The 21,647-nt window shown below is 63.6% G+C and carries 17 protein-coding genes; 13 read left to right on the forward strand and 4 right to left on the reverse strand.

Features of this window, described 5'->3' with window-relative positions:
- Positions 1-7: 7 nt before the first annotated feature.
- Entirely contained in the window at positions 8-619 is a 612-nt protein-coding gene (locus AC07WS_RS12550) for an XrtA/PEP-CTERM system exopolysaccharide export protein (protein ID WP_494729395.1), read from the reverse strand.
- A 156-nt stretch (positions 620-775) separates the two neighbouring features.
- Between AC07WS_RS12550 and AC07WS_RS12555 the strand changes: the two genes are divergently transcribed.
- Genes AC07WS_RS12555 through AC07WS_RS12615 form a run of 13 tightly spaced genes read left to right on the forward strand, consistent with a single transcriptional unit; the run spans position 776 to position 17,935 of the window.
- The gene (locus tag AC07WS_RS12555) at positions 776-2,302 is read left to right on the forward strand and encodes an XrtA system polysaccharide chain length determinant (protein WP_494729396.1); all 1,527 of its coding nucleotides are present in this window, start codon (positions 776-778) and stop codon (positions 2,300-2,302) included.
- A gap of 9 nt (positions 2,303-2,311) precedes the next feature.
- The gene (locus AC07WS_RS12560; RefSeq protein ID WP_494729397.1) at positions 2,312-3,076 is read left to right on the forward strand and encodes an XrtA-associated tyrosine autokinase; all 765 of its coding nucleotides are present in this window, start codon (positions 2,312-2,314) and stop codon (positions 3,074-3,076) included.
- Positions 3,060-4,589, forward strand: coding sequence for a TIGR03016 family PEP-CTERM system-associated outer membrane protein (locus AC07WS_RS12565; RefSeq protein ID WP_494729398.1), 1,530 nt, complete (start codon positions 3,060-3,062; stop codon positions 4,587-4,589). Before AC07WS_RS12560 ends, AC07WS_RS12565 begins: the two co-directional genes overlap by 17 nt.
- A 12-nt stretch (positions 4,590-4,601) precedes the next feature.
- Entirely contained in the window at positions 4,602-5,744 is a 1,143-nt protein-coding gene (wecB, locus tag AC07WS_RS12570; protein WP_494729399.1) for a non-hydrolyzing UDP-N-acetylglucosamine 2-epimerase, read from the forward strand.
- The gene (locus AC07WS_RS12575; protein WP_494729400.1) at positions 5,744-6,577 is read left to right on the forward strand and encodes an XrtA system polysaccharide deacetylase; all 834 of its coding nucleotides are present in this window, start codon (positions 5,744-5,746) and stop codon (positions 6,575-6,577) included. Before wecB ends, AC07WS_RS12575 begins: the two co-directional genes overlap by 1 nt.
- A complete protein-coding gene (locus AC07WS_RS12580; RefSeq protein WP_494729401.1) occupies positions 6,577-7,605 on the forward strand; it encodes a FemAB family XrtA/PEP-CTERM system-associated protein in 1,029 nt (342 codons plus the stop codon). The genes AC07WS_RS12575 and AC07WS_RS12580 overlap by 1 nt, the downstream gene beginning before the upstream one ends.
- A gap of 4 nt (positions 7,606-7,609) precedes the next feature.
- Complete coding sequence (locus AC07WS_RS12585) at positions 7,610-8,839, forward strand: TIGR03087 family PEP-CTERM/XrtA system glycosyltransferase (protein WP_494729402.1); 1,230 nt, start codon at positions 7,610-7,612, stop codon at positions 8,837-8,839.
- The gene (gene xrtA, locus AC07WS_RS12590; protein WP_494729403.1) at positions 8,836-10,404 is read left to right on the forward strand and encodes an exosortase A; all 1,569 of its coding nucleotides are present in this window, start codon (positions 8,836-8,838) and stop codon (positions 10,402-10,404) included. The genes AC07WS_RS12585 and xrtA overlap by 4 nt, the downstream gene beginning before the upstream one ends.
- Positions 10,388-11,560, forward strand: coding sequence for a TIGR03088 family PEP-CTERM/XrtA system glycosyltransferase (locus AC07WS_RS12595; protein ID WP_494729404.1), 1,173 nt, complete (start codon positions 10,388-10,390; stop codon positions 11,558-11,560). The genes xrtA and AC07WS_RS12595 overlap by 17 nt, the downstream gene beginning before the upstream one ends.
- 10 nt (positions 11,561-11,570) lie before the next feature.
- Positions 11,571-13,496 carry an XrtA/PEP-CTERM system amidotransferase gene (locus AC07WS_RS12600; RefSeq protein ID WP_494729405.1) on the forward strand — a complete coding sequence of 642 codons (1,926 nt, stop codon included), beginning with the start codon at positions 11,571-11,573 and terminating at the stop codon, positions 13,494-13,496.
- A 2-nt stretch (positions 13,497-13,498) separates the two neighbouring features.
- A complete protein-coding gene (locus tag AC07WS_RS12605; protein WP_494729406.1) occupies positions 13,499-14,707 on the forward strand; it encodes a TIGR04063 family PEP-CTERM/XrtA system glycosyltransferase in 1,209 nt (402 codons plus the stop codon).
- Positions 14,704-17,175, forward strand: a complete 2,472-nt coding sequence (locus AC07WS_RS12610; protein ID WP_494729407.1) for a glycosyltransferase — start codon at positions 14,704-14,706, stop codon at positions 17,173-17,175. Before AC07WS_RS12605 ends, AC07WS_RS12610 begins: the two co-directional genes overlap by 4 nt.
- 13 nt (positions 17,176-17,188) lie before the next feature.
- Positions 17,189-17,935 (forward strand): class I SAM-dependent methyltransferase, encoded by a 747-nt coding sequence (locus AC07WS_RS12615; protein WP_494729408.1) that lies wholly within the window; start codon positions 17,189-17,191, stop codon positions 17,933-17,935.
- On the opposite strand, the gene AC07WS_RS12620 is transcribed toward AC07WS_RS12615, so the two are convergent.
- Genes AC07WS_RS12620 through AC07WS_RS12630 form a run of 3 tightly spaced genes read right to left on the reverse strand, consistent with a single transcriptional unit; the run spans position 17,932 to position 21,624 of the window.
- Positions 17,932-19,116: a hypothetical protein gene (locus AC07WS_RS12620; RefSeq protein WP_494729409.1), complete on the reverse strand. Its 1,185-nt coding sequence runs from the start codon at positions 19,114-19,116 to the stop codon at positions 17,932-17,934. The genes AC07WS_RS12615 and AC07WS_RS12620 overlap by 4 nt on opposite strands.
- A gap of 2 nt (positions 19,117-19,118) precedes the next feature.
- Entirely contained in the window at positions 19,119-20,588 is a 1,470-nt protein-coding gene (locus AC07WS_RS12625) for an MBOAT family O-acyltransferase (protein WP_494729410.1), read from the reverse strand.
- Positions 20,578-21,624, reverse strand: coding sequence for a glycosyltransferase family 4 protein (locus tag AC07WS_RS12630; protein ID WP_494729411.1), 1,047 nt, complete (start codon positions 21,622-21,624; stop codon positions 20,578-20,580). Before AC07WS_RS12630 ends, AC07WS_RS12625 begins: the two co-directional genes overlap by 11 nt.
- Between the last annotated feature and the right edge of the window lie 23 nt (positions 21,625-21,647).

The raw sequence follows: 21,647 nt of genomic DNA on the forward strand, positions 1-21,647 counted from the left end.
TTACGTTTCAGAACCAGCTCTCTGGAATCACCAATACGTCGCCGGGAAGCACCGCCACATTGGCAGAAATATCCCCATCCCGCAACAAGTCCTGCAGGCGGACTGGCAGGCTCTGCCGTGTGCCGTTCACCGTGCGGATGATATTCGCCTTGTTGCCGGCTGCAAAATCCGTAATGCCGCCCACCGCAATCAGTACATCCATCAGGGACATGCCTTGGCGGTAAGCGAGCGCCTGCGGCTTGGCCGCCTGGCCGATCACCCGTATCTGCTGGTTATACGGGCCGACAAAACTGGTCACAATCACGGTCGCCATCGGCTGTTGTATATATTTCTCCAATGCCTTCTCGATATCGCGCGCCAACTGGGTCGACGTTTTGCCGGCCGCCTGCAAGTCTTCGACCAGAGGCGTGGTGATTTTTCCGTCCGGCCTGACCGGCACACTGACCGACACCTCGGGATTGCGCCAGACGTTGATGTTGACCACGTCGCCGGCGCCGATCAGATAGTCTCCTTGCGGCGCGACCGTTTCTTCCTGCGGCAGTACGGCACGGTGCGCGCAACCCGCCAGCAACAGCAGCGCCATCCAGGCGGTGGCAGCAATACGCAATAGTGGATGCATGACGAATCTCGCTTGAATAGACCAGCTTCCATGATTCAGAAAAGCCGCCCGCCGCCGCTTGATCTGTCTCAATCACCGCCCAGTTAGAAAAATATGCAGAATTGCGGGCCATATAATTTAACTTCACCTTCCCCAGGCAACCGGAGCAATCACACCATGGAGCAGATGATTAGCCAGCTGTTAATCAGTTTGCAGGGGATATGGAAATACCGTTGGTATGCGATTGCGGTCATGTGGCTGGTGGCACTGGCGGGCTGGACCAAGGTGGCGCTGCTGCCCGACGACTATCAGACCTCCGCGCGGGTTTTTGTCGATACCCAAAGCATACTGAAGCCGCTGCTGGCGGGGATGACCAGCGTACCCAATGTCGAACAGCAGGTCTCCATCATGAGCCGCACGCTGCTGAGCCGTCCGAACGTCGAGCGCGTGATGCGCATGGTGGACCTGGACCTGAATGCCAAGACCCCGCGCGACCACGAGCAGCAGCTGGAAGAACTGATGAGCAAAATCAAGATCGGCAGCACAGGCACCTACGACATCTACACCATCACCTATAACAACCCCAATCCCAAGCTGGTGCATGACGTCGTGCAGTCGCTGCTGACCATCTTTGTCGAAGGTAGTTTCAAGGGCAAGAACGGCGAAACCAAAAAGGCGGTGCAATTCATCGACGACCAGATCAAGGCATACGAAGAAAAGCTGATCGCCGCGGAAAACGCCGTCAAGGAGTTCAAGCTCAAGAACAATGGCCTGTTGCCGCGCCAGGGTGTCGACTACAGCAGCCAGTTGACGCAGTCGGCCGACACACTCAACACTGCCCGCCTGGAACTGGTGGAAGCCGAACAGGCGCGCAACGCCATCCGCAGCCAGATCAGCGGCGACGAACCGGTGTTGGGCGCCGACCTGAATCCGTCCAGCATCGACAGCCCGGAGCTCGACGGCCGCATCGCCGCCCTGAACAAGAACCTCGACGCATTGCGCATGCAGTACACCGAACTCCATCCCGACATCATCGCCGCCAAGCGCCTGGTTGCCCAGTTGGAGGCGCGCAAGGTGGAGGAAAGCAAACTCAAGTCGGTTGGCGATCCCGGCAAGAACTACAGCCCGATGCTGCAACAACTCAAAGTCGCGCAGACCGAGGCCGATGCGAAGGTGGCCGCCATCAGCGCCCGCGTGCAGGAATACGCCGCGCGCCATCAGCGCCTGCTGGCCCAGGCCAACGCGGTGCCGGAAATCGAATCCGAACTGGCACAGTTGAACCGGGACTACCTGATCAACAAGGACAACTACGAAAAGCTGATCGGCCGGCGCGAAGCGGCCAAGCTGTCCGGCGAGCTCAGTTCCAACACCGACATGATGACCTTCAAGATCATCGACGCGCCGATAATTCCGCTGACGCCGGTGGGCCCCAACCGCAAGCTGCTGGCCAGCCTGGTGCTGGGCGGGGCCCTGCTCACCGGACTGGCTGCGGCCTTGCTGATCAGCCAGGTGCGCCCCACCTTCCTCAGCCCCAGCGAGTTGCGCGAGCGCACCGGCCTGCCAGTGTTGGGCACGGTATCGATGAACTGGACTGACAGCCAGAAAATCAAACGCAAGCGCGGCCGCTACGCCTTTGGCACAGCACTGTCCTGTCTGTTTGTAGCCTACGGCGCCGTGCTGGCGATGACGGCCTTTCGATACTAGGAGTTGCGCATGGAGCAAGTCACTGAGCAAGCGCCGCCCTCCGGCAGCGCCCCGCGCCACATCGAGATCAACCTTGAGCGGCTGAGCCAATTGGGCATGGTGACCCATGACGGCGGCCGCACCGCCGTGGCCGAGGACTTTCGCATCATCAAGCGCCCCCTGTTGCGTAACGCGCGCGGCGATCACGATGTCGCCGCGCTTCGCCACGGCAACCTGATCGTCGTCACCAGCGCCCTGCCCGGCGAAGGCAAGACCTTTTGCGCCGTCAACTTGGCGATGAGCATCGCGATGGAAATGGATATCACGGTACTGCTGGTCGATGCCGACGTGGCACGGCCGTCGGTGCTCAAGGTACTGGGCCTGCCGGCGGAACCCGGCCTGATGGACATCCTGCTGCGGGAACGCACCGAACTGTCCGACGTCATCCTCAAAACCAATGTCGCCACCCTCAGCATCCTGCCTGCCGGCCGCGCTAACCGGCATGCCACCGAACTGCTGGCCAGCCGCAGCATGAGCCGGTTGCTGACCGAGATCGCCGAGCGCTACGCCGACCGCATCGTCATCTTCGACTCGCCGCCCCTGCTGATGACCACGGAAGCCAGCGTGCTGGCTGCGCAAATGGGCCAGATTGTCATGGTGGTCGAGTCGGAGACGACCAGCCAGCATGCCGTCAAAGAGGCGCTGCGCCACATCGAACAGTGTCCGCACGTAAGCCTGATCTACAACAAAAGCAAGGCCTTTCCCGGCGGCGAATACTATGGTTATTATGATTAACCTGGCACCACGCGGCGCCCCCTATCAGCTGAGCATACTGGTATTGCTGTCGCTGCCCGCTTGCGCCATTCCGGCCGAATGGACGGTCCTGCCCTCGCTGCGCATGCGGGAATCCTATACCGACAATATGAACCTGGCGCCGGCAGGCCAGGCCCAAAGCGAATTCACCACCGAAGTCTCGCCTGGCATCGCCGTCAACACCAACAGCCCCCACCTCAAGCTGGCGCTTGACTATTCCCTGCAAAAGATCCGCTACACCCACCGCGCGGATCGCAGCACACAGCAGTTGGACGCCAACGGTCACGCCGACTTGAAACGCGACTGGCTGTACCTGGACGCCCGTTCCAGCATCAGCCAACAAAACATCTCGGCCTTCGGCCCGCAGTTGCTGGAACCGGCCCAGGTCACGGGTAACAACAGCACCGTGCGCGCGACCAGCATCAGCCCTTACCTGCAGCACGACTTCCATGGGTTGGCCACCGCGCAGCTGCGCTACGACTACCAGCACGTCAGCAGCGCCGGACTGCTTAGCGTGCGCAGCGACGACACCAATCTGCGCCTGACCGGCGACAACGGCGGGCAAGGCTGGAACTGGGACATGCGCGCAGACCGCAAGCACATCGACGACAGCGCGCTGCCGCCCGTCACCATGAGCGACACCGCGCTAACGCTGAGCTATCCACTCAATAGCCGCCTGTCGCTTTCAGCCACCGGTGGTTACGAAAAGAGCGATTACCACACCAGCGGCGCGCAGCCGCAGGGCCGCTACTGGTCGGCCGGCGGCAACTGGACGCCGTCGCCGCGCACCAGGATCGCGGCCAGCCTGGGCCGGCGCTACTTCGGCAACACCTACAGCCTGGATGCCGAATACAGGATGCGCAGCATGTTCTGGTCGCTCAATTACAACGAAGACATCACCACCACGCACGGCGAGTTCCTCCGCATTGCACCAACCGGCCTCAGCGATTTCCTCTACCAGCTGTGGGCCACCCGCATCCCGGACCCACAGACCCGCCTGCAAACCATCAAGGTCTTTCTGCTGGTCTCGCAGATGCTGGGGCCGGACGGCAACGTCAACTTCTTCAGCCATCGCTACTATCTGCAAAAGGACTGGAAGCTGGCCACCGTCTACACCAGCCCCCGCAGCGCCCTTGCGCTCAGCTTGACGACCAGCCGGCGCACCGCACAAACCAGCAGCGCCATCGACAGCCCCCTGCTGAAACCGGACGAACTGGCGCTGGAAGACCGCACCAGCCAGACAGCGGCCCAGGCGGGGTGGAACTGGCGCATGTCGCCGCGCAGCAACGTCACCATTGGCGCCAGCCACAGCCGGGCCGAATCGCTGAGCACCGGCCGTAGCGACCGCAACAGCGTGCTAACGCTGACCTTGACCCATCAACTGCAACCCAAGGTCAGCGCCAGCGTCGATCTGCGCCATGTCCGCCATACCAGCAACGCGGGCGGCAATTACCGCGAAAACGGCGTTGGCGCCGCCCTGACGGTCGCGTTCTGAACGGAGCCCCCCATGCCCATGGCCTATCGCATCCTCTGCGTCGTCGCCGCCCGCCCGAACCTGATGAAGATGGCCCCCATCTTGCGCGCACTGGCCGCCTCCGCCACACCGCTTGAATCGGTGCTGGTCCACACAGGCCAGCACTACGACGCTGACATGGACGGCGATTTCTTCGCCGCCCTCGAAATGCGCGCGCCGGACATCCAGTTACAGGTCGGCTCCGGCAGCCACGCGACGCAGACCGCACTGGTCATGCAGCGCTTCGAGCCGGTGCTGGAGTCCACTGCGCCGGCCGCCGTGCTGGTGGTCGGGGACGTCAACTCCACGCTCGCCTGTGCGCTGACAGCGGCCAAAAGGCAAATTCCGGTACTGCACGTCGAGGCCGGCCTGCGCAGCTACGACCGCACAATGCCGGAAGAGATCAACCGCCTGCTCACCGACCAACTGTCGACACTGCTGTTCACCAGCGAAGCCAGCGGCATGAACAACCTGCTGCGCGAAGGCATACCGGCGGCGCGCATCCATTTCGTCGGCAATGTCATGATCGACACGCTGCAGCGCGAACTGGCGCGGGCCACGCCGGTGTTGGACGTGTTGCGGCGCATCCACCTCGCCGGCTTCCTGCAGCACGACACCCGCTACGCACTGCTGACGCTGCACCGCCCCTCCAACGTCGATGACCCGCGCCGGCTGCGCTTGTTGATGGAAACCATCGTCAAGCTCAGCAACGACGTACCGGTACTGTTCCCGCTCCATCCCCGCACTCGTGCGATGTTGCAGCGTTACGAACTGGGAAAATTGCTCGATACGCCACGCATCGCCTGCCTGTCGCCGCAGTCCTATCGCGACATGCTGGGACTGATGAAGCAAGCCAGCCTGGTGCTGACCGATTCCGGCGGCGTGCAGGAAGAAACCACCGCGCTCGGCATCCCCTGCCTGACTTTGCGCGACAGCACCGAGCGGCCCGTCACCGTCACCGAGGGCAGCAACGCCATCGCCGGCCGCGATCCCTCAGTCATCCTTGCGCTAAGCCGCGACATCCTGCGCTACGGCGGCAAAGCCGGACGCATCCCCGCCTGCTGGGACGGCCATGCCGCCGAACGCATCGCCGGCCACATCGGACGCTGGCTGAGCAACAGCGGGGAGCCCGGCTGATGCGCAACGCCCTGTCGATCGACGTCGAGGACTACTTCCAGGTCTCCGCCTTCGCCCCCCATATCGACCGCACGCACTGGACCTCGCTGCCCTGCCGGGTCGAACGCAACGTCGACCTGATCCTCGGCCTGCTGGACCAGCAGCGCACGCAAGCGACCTTCTTCACGCTGGGCTGGATCGCCGAGCGCTACCCGGCGCTGGTGCGCCGGATCGCCGACAGCGGCCACGAACTAGCCAGCCACGGCTACGCCCACTTACGCGTCAACGAACAGACGCCCGAAGCATTCAGCGACGACATACGGCGCAGCAAACATCTGCTTGAGCAACTCAGCGGGAAGATGGTGCTCGGTTACCGGGCGCCCAGCTTCTCCATAGGTGCCCATAATTTGCAGGCGCTGGACACCTTGAGGGCCGCCGGCTACCGCTACAGCTCCAGCATCTATCCCATCCACCACGACCATTACGGCATGCCCAACGGCGCCCGCTTCGCCTGGCATCCACGCGGCGACAACGGCGTGCTGGAACTCCCTATCAGCACAGTCCGCGTCGGGGGCTGCAACTGGCCGGCCGGCGGTGGCGGCTACTTCCGCCTGCTGCCGTATGCCGCGTCACGCTGGGCCTTGCGGCGCATCAATTCGGTCGATGGCCAAGCTGGCATATTCTATTTTCATCCATGGGAACTCGATCCCGGCCAGCCCAGGCAACGCGGCGTGGCGTTCAAGACCAGGTTTCGCCACTACCTCAACCTGCACAAGACGGAGGGGCGCATCGTTCGCCTGCTGCGCGATTTTGAATGGGGCCGGATCGACCACATCTTTCTTGGGAATGCATAATGCAGTGGAGCGTCGGACAACTGGGGTCGCATCAGCACGCGCGCTGGGACGCTTTTGTGCAGCGCTGCCCCGGCGCCACGTTTTTCCACCGTGCCGGCTGGCAGCAGATCATGGAAAACGTCTTTGGCCATCCCACCTGGTATCTGTATGCCGAAGCGGCCGGCCAGATCCAGGCGGTATTGCCGCTCGCCCAGGTCAACAGCCGACTGTTCGGCAACACTCTGTGCTCGCTGCCATTCTGCGTCTACGGCGGCATCGCGGCACAGGAAGAAGGCGCGGCGGCCGCCGTTGATCGGGCCGCGCAACAACTCGCCGTCCGCCTGCGGGTCGATCACCTCGAATATCGGCACCTTCAGCCCCTGCACCAGGACTGGCTGCATAAGGAGTTGTACGCCACCTTCCGCAAGCCTATCTCCGCCGACAACGAAAAAAATCTGTTGGCCATTCCTCGCAAGCAGCGCGCCATGATCCGCAAAGGGATGGCGGCCGGCCTGCATAGTGTGATCGACGCCGATAGCGAGCGCCTCTTCGACAACTACGCCACCAGCGTACACCGCCTGGGCACGCCGGTCTTCAGCCGGCGCTACTTCCGCGCGCTGCAGCAAGCCTTCGGCGACGATTGCGAAATCCTCAGCGTGCAACATGGCAAGCGGGCGATTTGCTCCGTGATGAGTTTCCATTTTCGCGACGAGATCCTGCCATACTACGGCGGCGGAGGGGATGCCGCCCGCGTCTACGCCGGAAACGACTTCATGTACTGGGAAGTGATGCGGCGCGCCGCCGAGCGCGGCCGCAAATTGTTCGACTTCGGACGGAGCAAGTATGGCACGGGCGCATACGCGTTCAAAAAGAACTGGGGTTTCGAGCCGTATCCGCTGCGCTACGACTACCAGCTCCACCGCGGCAAGCGGCTAAAGGACTTGCAGCCGCTGAACCCGCGCCTGCAGCTGCTGATACGAGCCTGGCGCTTGCTGCCGCTGCCGCTGGCGAACGCGCTCGGGCCGCACATCGTGCGGCAACTGGGGTAGCGCCATGCGTGAGCTGCTGTATTTGACGCATCGCATCCCCTTCCCGCCGAATAAGGGCGACAAAATACGCGCCTACAACGTGCTGCGCTACTTGCAACGCCACTTCCGGGTGCACCTGGGCAGCTTCATCGACGATCCGGGCGATCAACAATACGCGGCACACCTGGCTGGCGACTGCGCCAGCACCTGTTTTGTCCGCCTTCATCCGCGCCTGGCCCGGCTCGCCAGCATTCCCGCGCTGTGGCGGGGCGAGGCGCTTAGCGTCGCCTATTATCGCCACGCCGCGATGCGCAGCTGGGTGCGCCACACGCTGGCACAACACCGCATCGACACCGCCCTGGCCTTTTCCGGCCCCATGGCGCAATATCTTCCGGCCCATACCGAGCGCGGCCCCTTGCACCGCGTGCTGGACCTGGTCGATGTCGATTCTGAAAAATGGCAGAACTACGCCGACCAGCACGGTTGGCCGCTGTCGTCCCTGTACCGCCGCGAAGGCCGCACCTTGCTGGAGTTCGAGCGCGCCGCAGCCCGCAGTTACGACCAGGTGCAGCTGGTGTCCAGCGCCGAAGCCGCGCTGTTCCGGCAGCGCGCGCCGGAATCCGGCCACAAGACCGGATACTTCAGCAACGGCGTCGACACCGCCTACTTTGCGCCGCAACCCGGGATGCCGGATCCCTATCACGGCGCCCGCGCGCTGGTATTCACCGGCGCCATGGACTATCCACCCAATATCGAAGCAGCCGCCTGGATGGCCGCGCGGATCATGCCGGCGTTGCGGCTGGCGTTTCCCGAACTTCAGTTTCACGTCGTCGGCTCGCGCCCCAACGCGGAAGTGAAAGCCTTGGCGCGCCTGCCGGGCATCCACGTCAGCGGCACGGTACCCGACATCCGTCCCTATCTGCAACACGCGGCACTAACGGTGGCACCGTTGCAAATTGCGCGAGGCATCCAGAACAAGGTGCTGGAAGCCATGGCGATGGCAAAGACCGTGGTGGCGACACCGCAGGCGCTCGAGGGACTTTCCGCGCTGCCGGGCCGGGATTTGCTCTGTGCCACCAGCGCGACGGAATTCATCCACTCCATAAGTGAACAGCTGCGCGCACCCGGGAATTTCGGCGCGGCGGCGCGCCAGCGCGTCCTGTGCGACTATCAATGGGAGCGTAACCTGGAGCGGCTGGGTGACGTGCTCTACGTCTGCCCGGCCACCTGCCCTCAGCCGGAGCCCACGCCATGAACGCCGCGCTGTCGCCCCTGCCGCCGGTGTCGCCGCAGGAGGCTGCCGCCCAAGTCACCCCGTCGCGCCGCTGGCCATACGTCTGCCTGCTGATGGCGCTGGCCGGCCTGCTTGCGCTGCACTGGAAAACGGTGGCGGACATGGCCGATCTGTGGTGGCATTCGCAAACCTTCGCGCACGGCCTCGTGGTTCCGCCGGTCTGCCTCTGGCTGGTGTGGCGGCGACGCGCTCAACTAATGCGCTGTCCGCTCCAGCCTTCGCCTCTCCTTCTGCTGCCGCTGACAGCGTTGGGCGCTACGTGGCTGCTGGCTACCGCCGCCAATGTGACCGTGCTGCAGCAGTACAGCCTGGTCTTGATGGTGGGGGCGTTGGTCGCACTGGTACTCGGCTGGCCGTATGCGCGCGCCAACGCGTTCGCGCTGGCGTACCTGCTGCTTGCCGTCCCCTTCGGCGAAGTGTTGATCTCGCCCTTGATCGAATTTACATCGAGCTTCACGGTGGACGCCTTACAGTTGGCCGGAATACCTGTATTTCGAGACAGCAATTTCCTGTCGCTACCAAGCGGCAACTGGTCGGTGGAGGAGGCATGCAGCGGCCTGCGCTACTTGATCGCTTCATTCGCTTTGGGCACGCTGTACGCACATCTGACCTACCACAGTCGCATGCGCCAGACGGCATTCATCGCCGTCGCGCTGGTCCTACCCGTCATCGCCAACGGTCTGCGCGCATTCATGATCGTTCTGATTGGGCACTACAGCAACATGACCCTGGCGGTCGGCATCGACCATCTGATCTACGGCTGGCTGTTCTTCGGCCTGGTAGCGACCATGATGTTCTGGATCGGCAGCCGATGGCGCGACACCCCCCCATCGAAACAAAGCCTGCCTGTTGCCGGCGCGCCGGCGGCGTCCATCGCGGTGTTCACGCGCGCTGCGCTGGCCGGCTTGATCACGATCGCCATCTGGCCCTCGCTCGCCTATCTTGTGCTGCGTCCACCGCCGACCGATACGCGCCCCGAGACCGCTCTGCGTCTGGCGCCGCCGCCCGGGCCGTGGCATGCGAGCGAGCTGCTCGACAGCGACTGGCAGGTACGGCACGCAGGCCAGGCCGGGCGCTGGGCAGCCAACTACCACGACGGCCACCGCCAGGTTTCGCTGCAACTGACCTGGTACCGTCACCAATCCAAAGGCAGCGAATTGCTCGCACCGGTATGGAGCCCAGCCTCCACCGGCCAGACATGGAAGGAGACAACCGACTCCGGCCGGCACATCCACTTCGGGCAGCACAGCATCGAGATTAAGCAGACGATCGTCCAGACCGGCGACATCAAACTACTGGTATGGCGCTGGTACCGGCAGGCGGGCCACGACACCAGCAATCCACTGCTGCTCAAATTGCTGCTCGCGCGCAGCAAGCTAATGGGCACGCCTGACAGCGGCGCCGAGATCGTCTTGGCCTCCCGCTACGACGAGCAGCCGGAACAGGCCACCGAGGCCATGCAAAGCCTGCTGTCGGCCATGTTGCCCGCCATTGAACAAGGACTTGCCCATGTCGCCGGACGCTGAACTGGTCGCCGCACCGTTGATCGTGCACCTGATCCATCGCCTCGACGTGGGCGGTCTGGAAAACGGACTAATCAACCTGATCAACCACTTGCCGCCCGATCGTTATCGCCACGCCATCGTCTGCCTGCGCGACTACAGCGACTACCACCTGCGCATCCAGCGCCCCGGCGTCGAGATCATCAGCATCAACAAACGGGAGGGCAAGGATTGGGGCCACTACCTGCGGCTGTTCCAAACCCTCAAGCGCTTGCGCCCGCTCATGATCCATACACGCAATTTGTCCGGCATCGAAGGCCAACTGCTGGCGGCCGTGGCCGGCGTGCGCCTGCGCGTCCATGGCGAACACGGCCGCGACATGGATGACTTGCACGGCTTGAGCCGCAAATACCGCTGGTTGCGCAAGCTGCTGCGGCCGCTGATCGGCCATTTCATCGCCGTCAGCAAAGACCTGGAGGCCTGGCTGATCGGCACCATCGGCGCGCGCCCGCAGCGCGTCACCCACATCTGCAACGGCGTCGACAGCCTGCAATTCCATCCGCGCCTCGGCCCGCCGGCCGCCATCGGCCCCGCAGGCTTTTTGTGCGAAGACGCTTTCGTGGTCGGCAGCGTCGGACGCATGGCCGAAGTCAAGGATCACCTTACGCTGGTCCAAGCGTTCATCCTGCTGATTGCCGAACACGCGTTGCCGCGCGACCGCCTGCGCCTGCTGATCGTCGGCGATGGACCGTGCCGCCAAGCCTGCCTGGACCTGCTGCGCCAGGCCGGCATGGAAGACCTGGCATGGCTGCCCGGCAACCGCGACGACATCCCACAGCTCATGCGCGCAATGGACGTGTTTGTTCAGCCGTCACTGGCCGAGGGCATGTCCAACACCATACTGGAAGCGATGGCCACCGGCCTGCCGGTCGTGGCCACTACGGTGGGAGGCAATCCCGACCTGGTCCACAGCGGCTGGACCGGCACCCTCGTCCCCGCACGTTCACCGGCCATGCTGGCTGACGCCCTCAACGATTATTACCGCTTGCCCGCGCTGGCCGTCAGCCATGGCCAGCGCGGCCGCCGCCGCGTACTGACCGAATACAGCCTGCACGCGATGGCCGACGCCTATCTGGCCGTCTACGACGCCCTCGCCGCCCCACCGCAACACGATCGATGAAAGAATAGCCATGTGCGCCATCGCAGGAATCTTCGACCTTCACCGTCATGTCGACATCGACGCCGGCCTGTTGCAAGCCATGACCGACAGCCAACGCCATCGCGGCCCCGACCAGGGTGGGACCCATCTCGAATCGGGCCTGGCGCTGGGCCACCGCCGCCTGTCCATCATCGACCTGGGCGGCGGGCAGCAACCCTTGTTCAACGAAGACCATAGTGTGGTCGTGGTCTACAACGGCGAGATCTACAACTATCAGGCGCTGATGCGCGAATTGCAGCAATTCGGCCACACCTTCCGCACCCACTGCGATACCGAAGTCATCGTCCACGCATGGGAACAATGGGGCGAGCGCTGCGTCGAACGCTTACGCGGGATGTTCGCCTTCGCGCTGTGGGACCGGCGCCACCAGTCGCTGCTGCTGGCGCGCGACCGCCTGGGCGTCAAACCGCTGCACTACGCCCTGCTCGACGACGGCCAGCTGTTGTTCGCCTCCGAGCTGAAGGCGCTGCTGTCGCATGAGGGCTTAAAGCGCGAGATGGACCCGCTGGCCGTCGAAGACTACTTCGCCTATGGCTACATTCCCGAGCCGCGCACCATCTTCCGCCAGGTCCGCAAACTACCGCCGGGACACACCCTGCTGCTGCGCAAAGGCCAGGCGCTGCCGCCGCCGCGCCAGTACTGGGACATTCCCTTCGCCGTCCAGTCTCCCGTCAGCGAGGCACAGGCCGCCGATGAGCTGTTGGCGCGCCTGCGCGAAGCGGTACGCATCCGTCTGGTGGCCGAAGTGCCGCTGGGCGCCTTCCTTTCCGGCGGCGTGGATTCCGGCGCCGTGGTGGCAATGATGGCGCAGGAGTCGCCGGCCCCGGTCAACACCTGCTCGATTTCCTTCGGCAATCCACAATTCGACGAGTCGGCATATGCACGCATGGTATCCGAACGCTACCGCACCCGCCACCAGACGCAGCGTGTCGAGCAGCACGACATCAGTCTGGTCGACCGCCTGGCCGGCCTGTACGACGAGCCGTATGCCGACAGCTCGGCCCTGCCAACCTACCGGGTCTGCCAACTGGCGCGCCAGCGCGTGACCGTGGCCCTGTCCGGCGATGGCGGCGACGAAAATCTGGCCGGTTACCGGCGCTACCGCTGGCATCTGCACGAAGAGCGCTGGCGCACCATGTTACCGTTCGGCCTGCGCCGGCCGCTGTTTGGCGCGCTGGGCCGGCTCTATCCCAAGGCAGACTGGGCGCCGCGCCCGCTGCGCGCCAAGACCACTTTCGAAGCGCTGGCCCGCGATTCCGTAACGGCATACTTCCACAGCGTCAGCATCATGGGCGACAAGATGCGCGACGCCTTGTTCAGCCCAGGACTCAAGCGCGAACTGTCCGGTTATCACGCGCGCGAGGTGCTGCAGCGCCACGCCGCTGCTTGTCCGGCCGAGGATGCGCTCTCGCGCATCCAATACCTGGACCTGAAAACCTACCTGCCCGGCGACATCCTCACCAAGGTCGACCGCGCGAGCATGGCGCATGGCCTGGAGGTGCGGGTGCCGCTGCTCGACCACCAGCTGGTCGAGTGGATGTCCAGCCTGCCGCCAGAGCTTAAATTACGCGCCGGAACGGGGAAATACCTGTTCAAACGCGCGCTCGAAGGCCATCTGCCAAACGAACTACTGTACCGCAACAAGATGGGTTTCTCAGTCCCGCTGGCCGACTGGTTCCGCGGCCCGCTGCGCGCCCATCTTGAAAGCTGTCTGAGCAGCCAAGTCCTGGCCGACTGCGGCATGTTCAATCTGGACCATGTGCAAACTCTGCTCGCGCAACACCTGTCCGGCAGAAGCGACCATAGCGCGCCATTGTGGTCGCTGTTGATGTTCGAATCCTTCCTGCGCCAGCTGCCGGCGGCGGCGCCACGCGGCTTGGTCCGGCAGGCGGCCTGACCATGCGCGTGCTCCACATCCTCGACCATTCGCTGCCACTGCACAGCGGATATACCTTCCGCACGCTGGAGATCCTGCGCCAGCAGCGCAAACTGGGCTGGCACACCCTCCACCTGACCAGCGCCAAACAAGGCGGCGGAAACGACCAGCAGGAAATCGACGGCTGGCACTTCTTCCGCACGCCACCGCTGCGGCGCTGGTGGACGCGGCTACCGCTACTGCGGCAGTGGGCGGTGGTGGTGGGCTTGCGCCGGCGCCTGCTGCCGATAGCGTCCAAGATACGCCCGCACATCTTGCACGCCCACTCGCCCGCGCTGAACGGCGTCGCCGCCTTGCACGTGGGACGGTCGCTGGGCATACCCGTCGTCTACGAAATCCGCGCGTTCTGGGAGGATGCCGCCGCCGACCACGGCACCAGTCGCTCCGGCGGCCTCCGCTACCGGTTGACACGGGCGCTGGAAACCCACGTCTTGCGCCGGGCCGACGCCATTACCACCATCTGCGAGGGTTTGCGGAACGATATCGTCGCGCGCGGCATTCCCGCCGCCAAGATTACCGTCATCCCCAACGCAGTGAACAGCAAGCAGTTCCCGTCGGCCACGCCATCGACCGACAAACTCGCCCTCAGCCTGGGGCTGAAGGGCAACCTGGTGCTCGGCTTCATCGGTTCCTTCTACGCCTACGAAGGCCTGGAGCTGCTGATCGCCGCCATGCCGCGCCTGCTGGCCGCAGCACCGTCGATACAACTGCTGCTGGTCGGCGGTGGCCCCCAGGAAAGCGAGTTGCGCGCACTGGTGAGCCAAATGGACTTGGGCGCCAGCGTCAAGTTTGCCGGCCGCGTCCACCACGATCTGATAGGCGACTACTACCAGCTCACCGACATCCTGGTATATCCGCGTCTGCCGATGCGTCTAACCGAGCTGGTCACTCCACTCAAGCCGTTGGAAGCCATGGCGCAGGGACGCCTGGTGGTGGCATCGGATGTAGGCGGCCATCGCGAGTTGATCGAGCACGGCAAGACCGGCCTGCTCTTCCATGCCGGTGACGTCGAGGCTCTGGCCAAGCAAATCTTGCACCTGATCCGCCATGCAGACACCTGGCCCGCCCTGCGCAGGCAAGCCCGCGCCTATGTGGAAAGTGAGCGCAACTGGGGGGCCAGCGTCGCCCGCTACATTCCCATCTACCAGCGCCTCGCTGCGCCGGCGCCATGAACGGCCCGAAGTCGCCCCCCCTGGCTGCGCGCCCGGTGCATATCCCCGGGCTGCGCATTGCTTTGGTGGGCCCCCAGCCCCCGCCCGCCGGCGGCATTGCCAATCAGACCGCGCAACTGGCGCAGTTGTTACGCGAATCCGGCGCCCTGGTCGAGCTGGTGCAAGTCAACGCGCCGGTCTGGCCGGCGTGGGTGGCCTCGCTGCGCGGGGTTCGGGCCGCTACACGCCTGCCGTCGTACCTTTGGCGTTTGTGGCGCGCCGCCGGCCGCGCGCAGGTGCTGCACATCATGGCCAATTCAGGTTGGTCATGGCATTTGCACGCCACGCCGGCGATCTGGATCGGCCGCTTGCGCGGAAGAGGCGTGCTGGTCAACTATCGCGGCGGCGAAGCCATGGACTTTCTCAACCGCAGCGCGACACTGGTCCGTTGCAGCATGCGCCGGGCGCATGCACTCATCGTACCATCCACTTTCCTCGCCGAAGTCTTCGCCTTGCACGGCATGAGCGCGCAAATCGTACCCAACATCGTCGATCTGAAGCGCTTCCATCCGCCGGCTGCCGCGCCGCCCCACGCATCCATCCTGGTCGCGCGCCACCTGGAGCCGCTATACGACCAGGCCACCGCCTTGCGCGCCTTCGCCATAGTCCGCCACAGCCTGCCGCATGCCCGCCTGACCCTCTGCGGCGAAGGCCCGGAATCGGCGCGGCTGCAGCAACTGGCGCTGGCACTGCAGCTGGGCGATTCCCTGCGCTTCACCGGCAAAATGGATAACGCAGCAATGCCCGCGCTATACCACCAGAGCGATCTCGCACTCAACTCCAGCCTGGCCGACAATATGCCGAACTCCATCCTGGAAGCATGGGCCAGCGGCGTGCCGGTAGTCAGCACGGACGTCGGTGGGATACCGCACCTGGTCCGCGACGGCGTCAACGCCATGCTTGTGCCTCCGCACAACCCGGAGGCAATGGCTCAAGCCATGTTGGCCGTGCTGCAGACGCCGGCCCGGGCCGCGGCACTGATCCAAGCGGGAGTTACCGAGGCCCAACGCTATGCCTGGCCACAGGTGGCGCCCTTGCTGATGGCGCAATACCGCCGTCTACTCAAGCGCCCGCCGAGGTTAGGCTACACAGGCCTGGTTTCCGGACTACTGTTTCCGCTGCATGAGCTCCTCAAAAGACATAGCAGCCTCGCTTTACGGAGGCGCATGGAGCAGTCACAGTGGTGGCCACCGGCGCGCCTGGAAACGCTGCAACTGACGCGATTGCGCACGCTATTGCTGCATGCTTCCGAGCATGTGCCATATTACCGCCAGCTCTTTGCCAGACTCGACTTCGATGCCGCCCGCATGCAGGAACTGCGCGACCTGCGCCGCCTTCCCATCCTGCACAAGGCCGAGATCAATCGGCATCGCAACGACTTTATCGCCGACAACGCGGGCCCCCTCCAGCGCTTCAACACCGGTGGCTCCAGCGGAGAACCATTGATCTTCTTCCAGGGCAAGGACCGCGTCAGCCACGATGTCGCCGCCAAATGGCGCGCCACGCGCTGGTGGGGAGTCGATATCGGCGATCCCGAAGCATTGATGTGGGGCTCGCCGATCGAACTCAAGGCGCAGGACCGCTGGCGCATGCGGCGCGACCGCTTGATGCGCAGCATGCTGTTGCCGGCGTTCGACTTATCTGCTGCCCGGCTCGACGACTATCTGCGGAAACTACGACGGCTGCGTCCCGCCATGTTGTTCGGCTACCCTTCCGCCATGTGCTTGCTGGCGCGGCACGCGCAAGGCAGGCAGATTGCGCTGGATGGACTGGGCGTCAAAGTGGTGTTCGTCACCGCCGAACGGCTCTATGACGAACAACGGGCATTGCTGGAGCAGACTTTTGCCGCCCCGGTCGCCAACGGCTACGGCGGCCGGGATGCCGGCTTCCTCGCCCACGAATGCCCGGAAGGCGGCCTGCACATCACCGCAGAGGACGTCATCATCGAGATCGTCGATCCGCAAGGCGCGCCCGTCGCGCCCGGGGACAATGGCGCCATTGTCGTCACCCACCTCGCCAGCGGCGACTTCCCCTTCATCCGTTATGCCACCGGCGACGTCGGCGCGCTCGACAACCGGCCATGCCCTTGCGGCCGCGGACTACCGCTGCTGAAACGTGTGGAAGGCCGGGTCACCGATTTCGTCGTGGCGCGCGACGGCACGGTCATGCATGGACTGGCGCTGATATACGTGCTGCGCGACCTGCCGCAAATCCGCGCTTTCAAGATCATCCAGGAAAGCCTGGACGTCACGCGCGTGCTACTGGTGAGCGTCAGCGGCTTGGCGCCCGCATTGCGGATCGACATCATCAGCCAGTTTCGGGCGCGCCTCGGAGCGTCGGTGGAAATAGTGATAGAGGAAGTCGCGGAGATACCGGCGGAAGCTTCCGGCAAACACCGTTACGTCATCAGCAAGGTAGTAAGCAACTAAACCAGGAGCCGCCATGCCCATCTTCGCCTACTCCACGATCATCCTGCTGCTGGCGGTTTCCTTCTACACGCTGCATAAATTGCGCCGCGTGCATATCCTGCTGTACGACGCCCGCGACCAGGCACACAACGATCAAGCCGGGCTATTCCGCCAACTGGAAGCCTTGCAAGGACTCTACATCGAACTGGATCTCAAACGCAGCCTGCCACCGACGCGCGGCTGGGCGGCCTCGCCGGACTTTTTGCTGGAAGTGGCGCGCCACGCGCGCAGCCTGAAGCACGCGACGGTGCTGGAATGCAGCAGCGGCATCTCGACCGTGGTCCTGGCACGCTGCATGCAACTGAACGGCGGCGGAAAGGTCTACAGCCTGGAGCACGACGCCCATTTCGCCGAGCAGACACGGGAACAATTGCTCCGCCACGGCCTGCAGGACTGGGCCACCGTCATCGACGCGCCTTTGACGCCATACGACCTCGACGGCCAATCATGGCCCTGGTACGATTTGGCGCAATTGCCAGCGCTGTTGACCATCGACTTGCTGGTCATCGACGGTCCACCGCAAGCGACGCGCTTGCAGGCGCGCTACCCGGCAGGTCCCTTGCTCTTTCCCCGCTTGAATTCCGGCGCCGCCGTGTATCTTGACGACGCCGCGCGCCTCGACGAGCAAGCCATCCTGCAACGCTGGCGACGGGACTTTCCGACGATATTGCATTTTTCGCAGGGCTGTGAAAAGGGCTGCGCGCTGCTGCGCAAGGACTAGCGCTCCGCCGCCACCGCCCGCGCCATGCGAGTCTCCTCGGGATGGTCGCGGTGATAGCGCTCGCGCGCAAGACGCATCGCCGCCAGATGACGATCCATGCTTTCCGTCTGCAGTTCGACACCGAAGTCCTGCGGCACATCGCCATATCCATACATGCGGCCCAATATCATCGCTCCCACGTTGCTGCGGTAATGGGAAGGCTCCCAGTAATACACCATCGCGGACCTGTGGCTCACTTGCGGTATCGCCTCCGTCGTCACACTGTTGAAGCCGGAAAAGTCGAAGATACGCAAATCGCAGCCTGCGGTGCGAAAGCTGTGCCCCATGTCCGCCAGCGCACGTTGCCAGGCCTCCAACGCGGGCCACTTGCCCGCCCAATACAAGGCATCGGCGGTCATGGCGTGGGTTGGATTGAGATACAAACGTATGCTGGTGCCGGCGCGGCACAAGCCGCTCAAACCTTGATGCAGCGCCGCCATCGCTTCGGCCGTGGGTCCCGCGCCACGGATATACTCCCGCACCCGGGGCACAATTACAGCCCCGGTTCCCCCCAGGCTTTCGATGCGGTCCTGTACGCAGAGCGCGTCACGCTGTCCGTTAAAGGCCAGGCTGGAATGGCAATCGCGCCCCATGGTTCCTCGCAGCAGGCGTATCGAATCGGCTGTCATGTCGAAGGCCAAAGCGCGTTGGACGTCCAACAAACTTCGCCGCCACAAATAAAGCGGACCATCCGCCACCAATTCGCGACTGAAATCGGTGTTGCCGAGTTCCATGGAGAATGACGGCGCATCGATGCCCCATACCAGCGTCTTCAGCTTGCCGAACTGTGCGGCGTGACTCGCCATCGCCATCGCGTCCGCCAGCGAAGCGCCGGACAGCGCGCCATTAAACACGTCCAGTCCGGCAAACGCTGGCGCGCCCGTGGGCAAGCCCAACTCCGTGCGTGAGTTGCCGACATACAGCACCGACGGCTTGAATTTGGCCAGCGCGTAAGTCTTGCCCCAGGCGCTGAGCTTCTCCCTTCCCGGCCGCAGGCGCTCGACTTGAGGCGTTCGCCATTGATGCGTCAAATAGGGATCGACGTGATAGTTCAGCATCGTCACAGCGCCCATCACCAGCGCGCTGCAAGCGCAAAAGATACTGACGTAATTGCGCCATTCGGCGTTATCACCGTGGTTCATGGTTAAAATTGAAAATAGAGAAATTCGCTGACACGATTCATGCTGAACAGGCACCCGAGAAACAGCAGGGAGAATGCCAGACTCCACGTCTTGTGCGGCCGCCAAGCCCATCCCATTGGGCGCGAAGCCTCGTTGCAACGGCCGTATTGGCGGAAGATGTCGTGCGTATTCGGCGCATAAAAGGCAAGCGCCGCAGCCAGCGCCAGCACCGGTAGCGCGATGCCACTGAAATCGACCCAGCGTATGCCTGAAAATTGCACCGCCCCGCGAAAATGTGGCGCGTAAGCAACCCACCCGTGCGGCAAGGCCACACCGTTGCCGCCAGCCATCGCGCGCAAGATGTCAGCTGCCGTGGCCAGGTCCGGTGCCCTGAATACCACCCATGCGGCCACCACCGCCAGAAAGGTCAAGCACCGTCCCCACCACCGCGGACGCCCTTGCCCCACCCAGGCAAGCCAACCATGATGCAACACCAGGTAGACGCCATGCAAACCGCCCCACACCACAAACGACCAGCCGGCGCCGTGCCACAGGCCGCCGAGCAACATAGTCAGCATCAGGTTGCGATACCGGTGGTGGCGCTTCCCTCCGAGCGGCACATAGAGATAGTCGCGCAAGAAACGCGACAACGTCATGTGCCAACGCCGCCAGAATTCAGCGATGTCCCCAGCCTGATATGGCGAATTGAAATTCAACGGCAATTGCACCCCGAACAAGCGCGACAGGCCGATCGCCATGTCGGAATAGCCCGAGAAATCGAAGTAGAGCTGAAAGGTATAGGCCAGTGCGCCGATCCATGCCTCGATCAGCTGCGGGTGGGCCCCAACGGCAAACACAGGCCCAACCAGCGTTGACAAGGGATCAGCGAGGAGCACTTTCTTGGCCAGCCCTACGACAAAGATGGACAGTCCCACGGCAACATCTGCAACCATCAGTCCGGGCGGGCGTTCGAATTGCGGCATCATCTCCTTGTGATGCAGCACCGGCCCGGCGATCAGGTGCGGAAAATAGCTGACGAACAAAGCGTAATGGACGAAACGGTATTCACCCGCCACACCGCGATAGCAATCCACCAGAAAGGCGATTTGCGTAAAGGTAAAAAAAGAGATACCGACCGGCAGCACGATCTCCCACGCGTGCCAATGGGCCCCCGTCAAGGTGTTGACTCCGGCAATGAAAAAATTGGCGTACTTGTAATAGCTAAGCAAACCCAGGTTTGCCGCCAATGCGAACAGCAGCCAGTGCTTGCGCCGGTTGCCGGACCCCAGCATCCGTCCCGCGCACCAGTAATTGACGCAGATCGAAGCCATCAACAACGGCAGGTAGCGCCAGTTCCAGTAACCGTAAAAGCACAGCGAAGCCAGTGCCAACCATCCGATCGCCCACTTGGGCCTCACCCTCGCGAGCACAAAATACCCAGCCAGGACGATCGGCAGATAAATGAACAGGAAGCCGAACGAATTAAACAGCACGGCAAGCCTCTGAGGTGCGGCGCGACCGGTGGAAGAGCTCGGTGTAGCAAGCCACCATCTGCTCAGCGACCCGCTGCCAGCTATAGCGTTCAACCAGGGCGCGCACCAGCGCCCGTTCCGGTGGATTGGCAATTAACTCCACGATGGCCCGGCGCAAACCTGACGCGTCGTCCCAATGCAACTGCCTCAGAGCGAAATTGCTGTCGGGCAGGCTCAATGCGCTCTCATCCGTCATTACCACGGGCGTTCCGGCCGCCAGCGCTTCCAACACCGACAAGGGAAACACTTCGCCATGACTGGGCAGCGCCAACACCGACGCGCTTGCATAGGCGCTCGCCAACAACGGGTCGTCATGTTCAAGTTGCCCCAGCCAGCGCACTCGGGGCAAGGCCAGCAATTGTTGCAGATAGTGTTGGTGCTGGCGTTGCGCGCGTCCGATCAGCACCACCGGCAGCTCTGTTTGCGCCAGCGCCTGTATCAGGCCCAGCTGGTTTTTGTAGGGCGAGATGGCCCCCACCATCAGGACAAACGGCCCGTTCAGCCCCGTGCAACGGCGAAACTCCTCCTGCCGCGCGCCAAAGAACTGGGGACTGATGCCATTCGGCAGCATGCGTATTTTCCCGTCCGGGATTTGAAAGGCGCTGACGATGGCATCGCGCTCTGCCGTCCCCAAGGCGATCACCAATTGCGCCAGTTGCAGGGCGCGCTTGGTCTGCGCATAGCTGGTCTGTACATTCCATCCCGTCAAGCGGCCGGTCAGGCGGTCGGCCAGTCTGGCGCGCACGCCGTCCAACCGCCCCCAGCCCGGCGACAGCACCGGCGACAGTACGACAGGCACACCGGCATCGGCCGCCAATTCCACCAGCCGATGATTGCCATTGATCGCCGAGAACACATGGATCAGATCGAACTGGTCCAGACGCTGGCGGTTGGCGTCCACCAGAACGACCTCCAGGCCCGGCGCCGACTGTTCCTGCAGTGCGCGCACGGTCGAGCGCACCTGTACCTGCAGGCCCCCTTCGCGCTGGAACAACATGGGATAAGACAGGATTCCTATGC

This window comes from Duganella sp. GW821-FHT01E12, assembly GCF_059422325.1.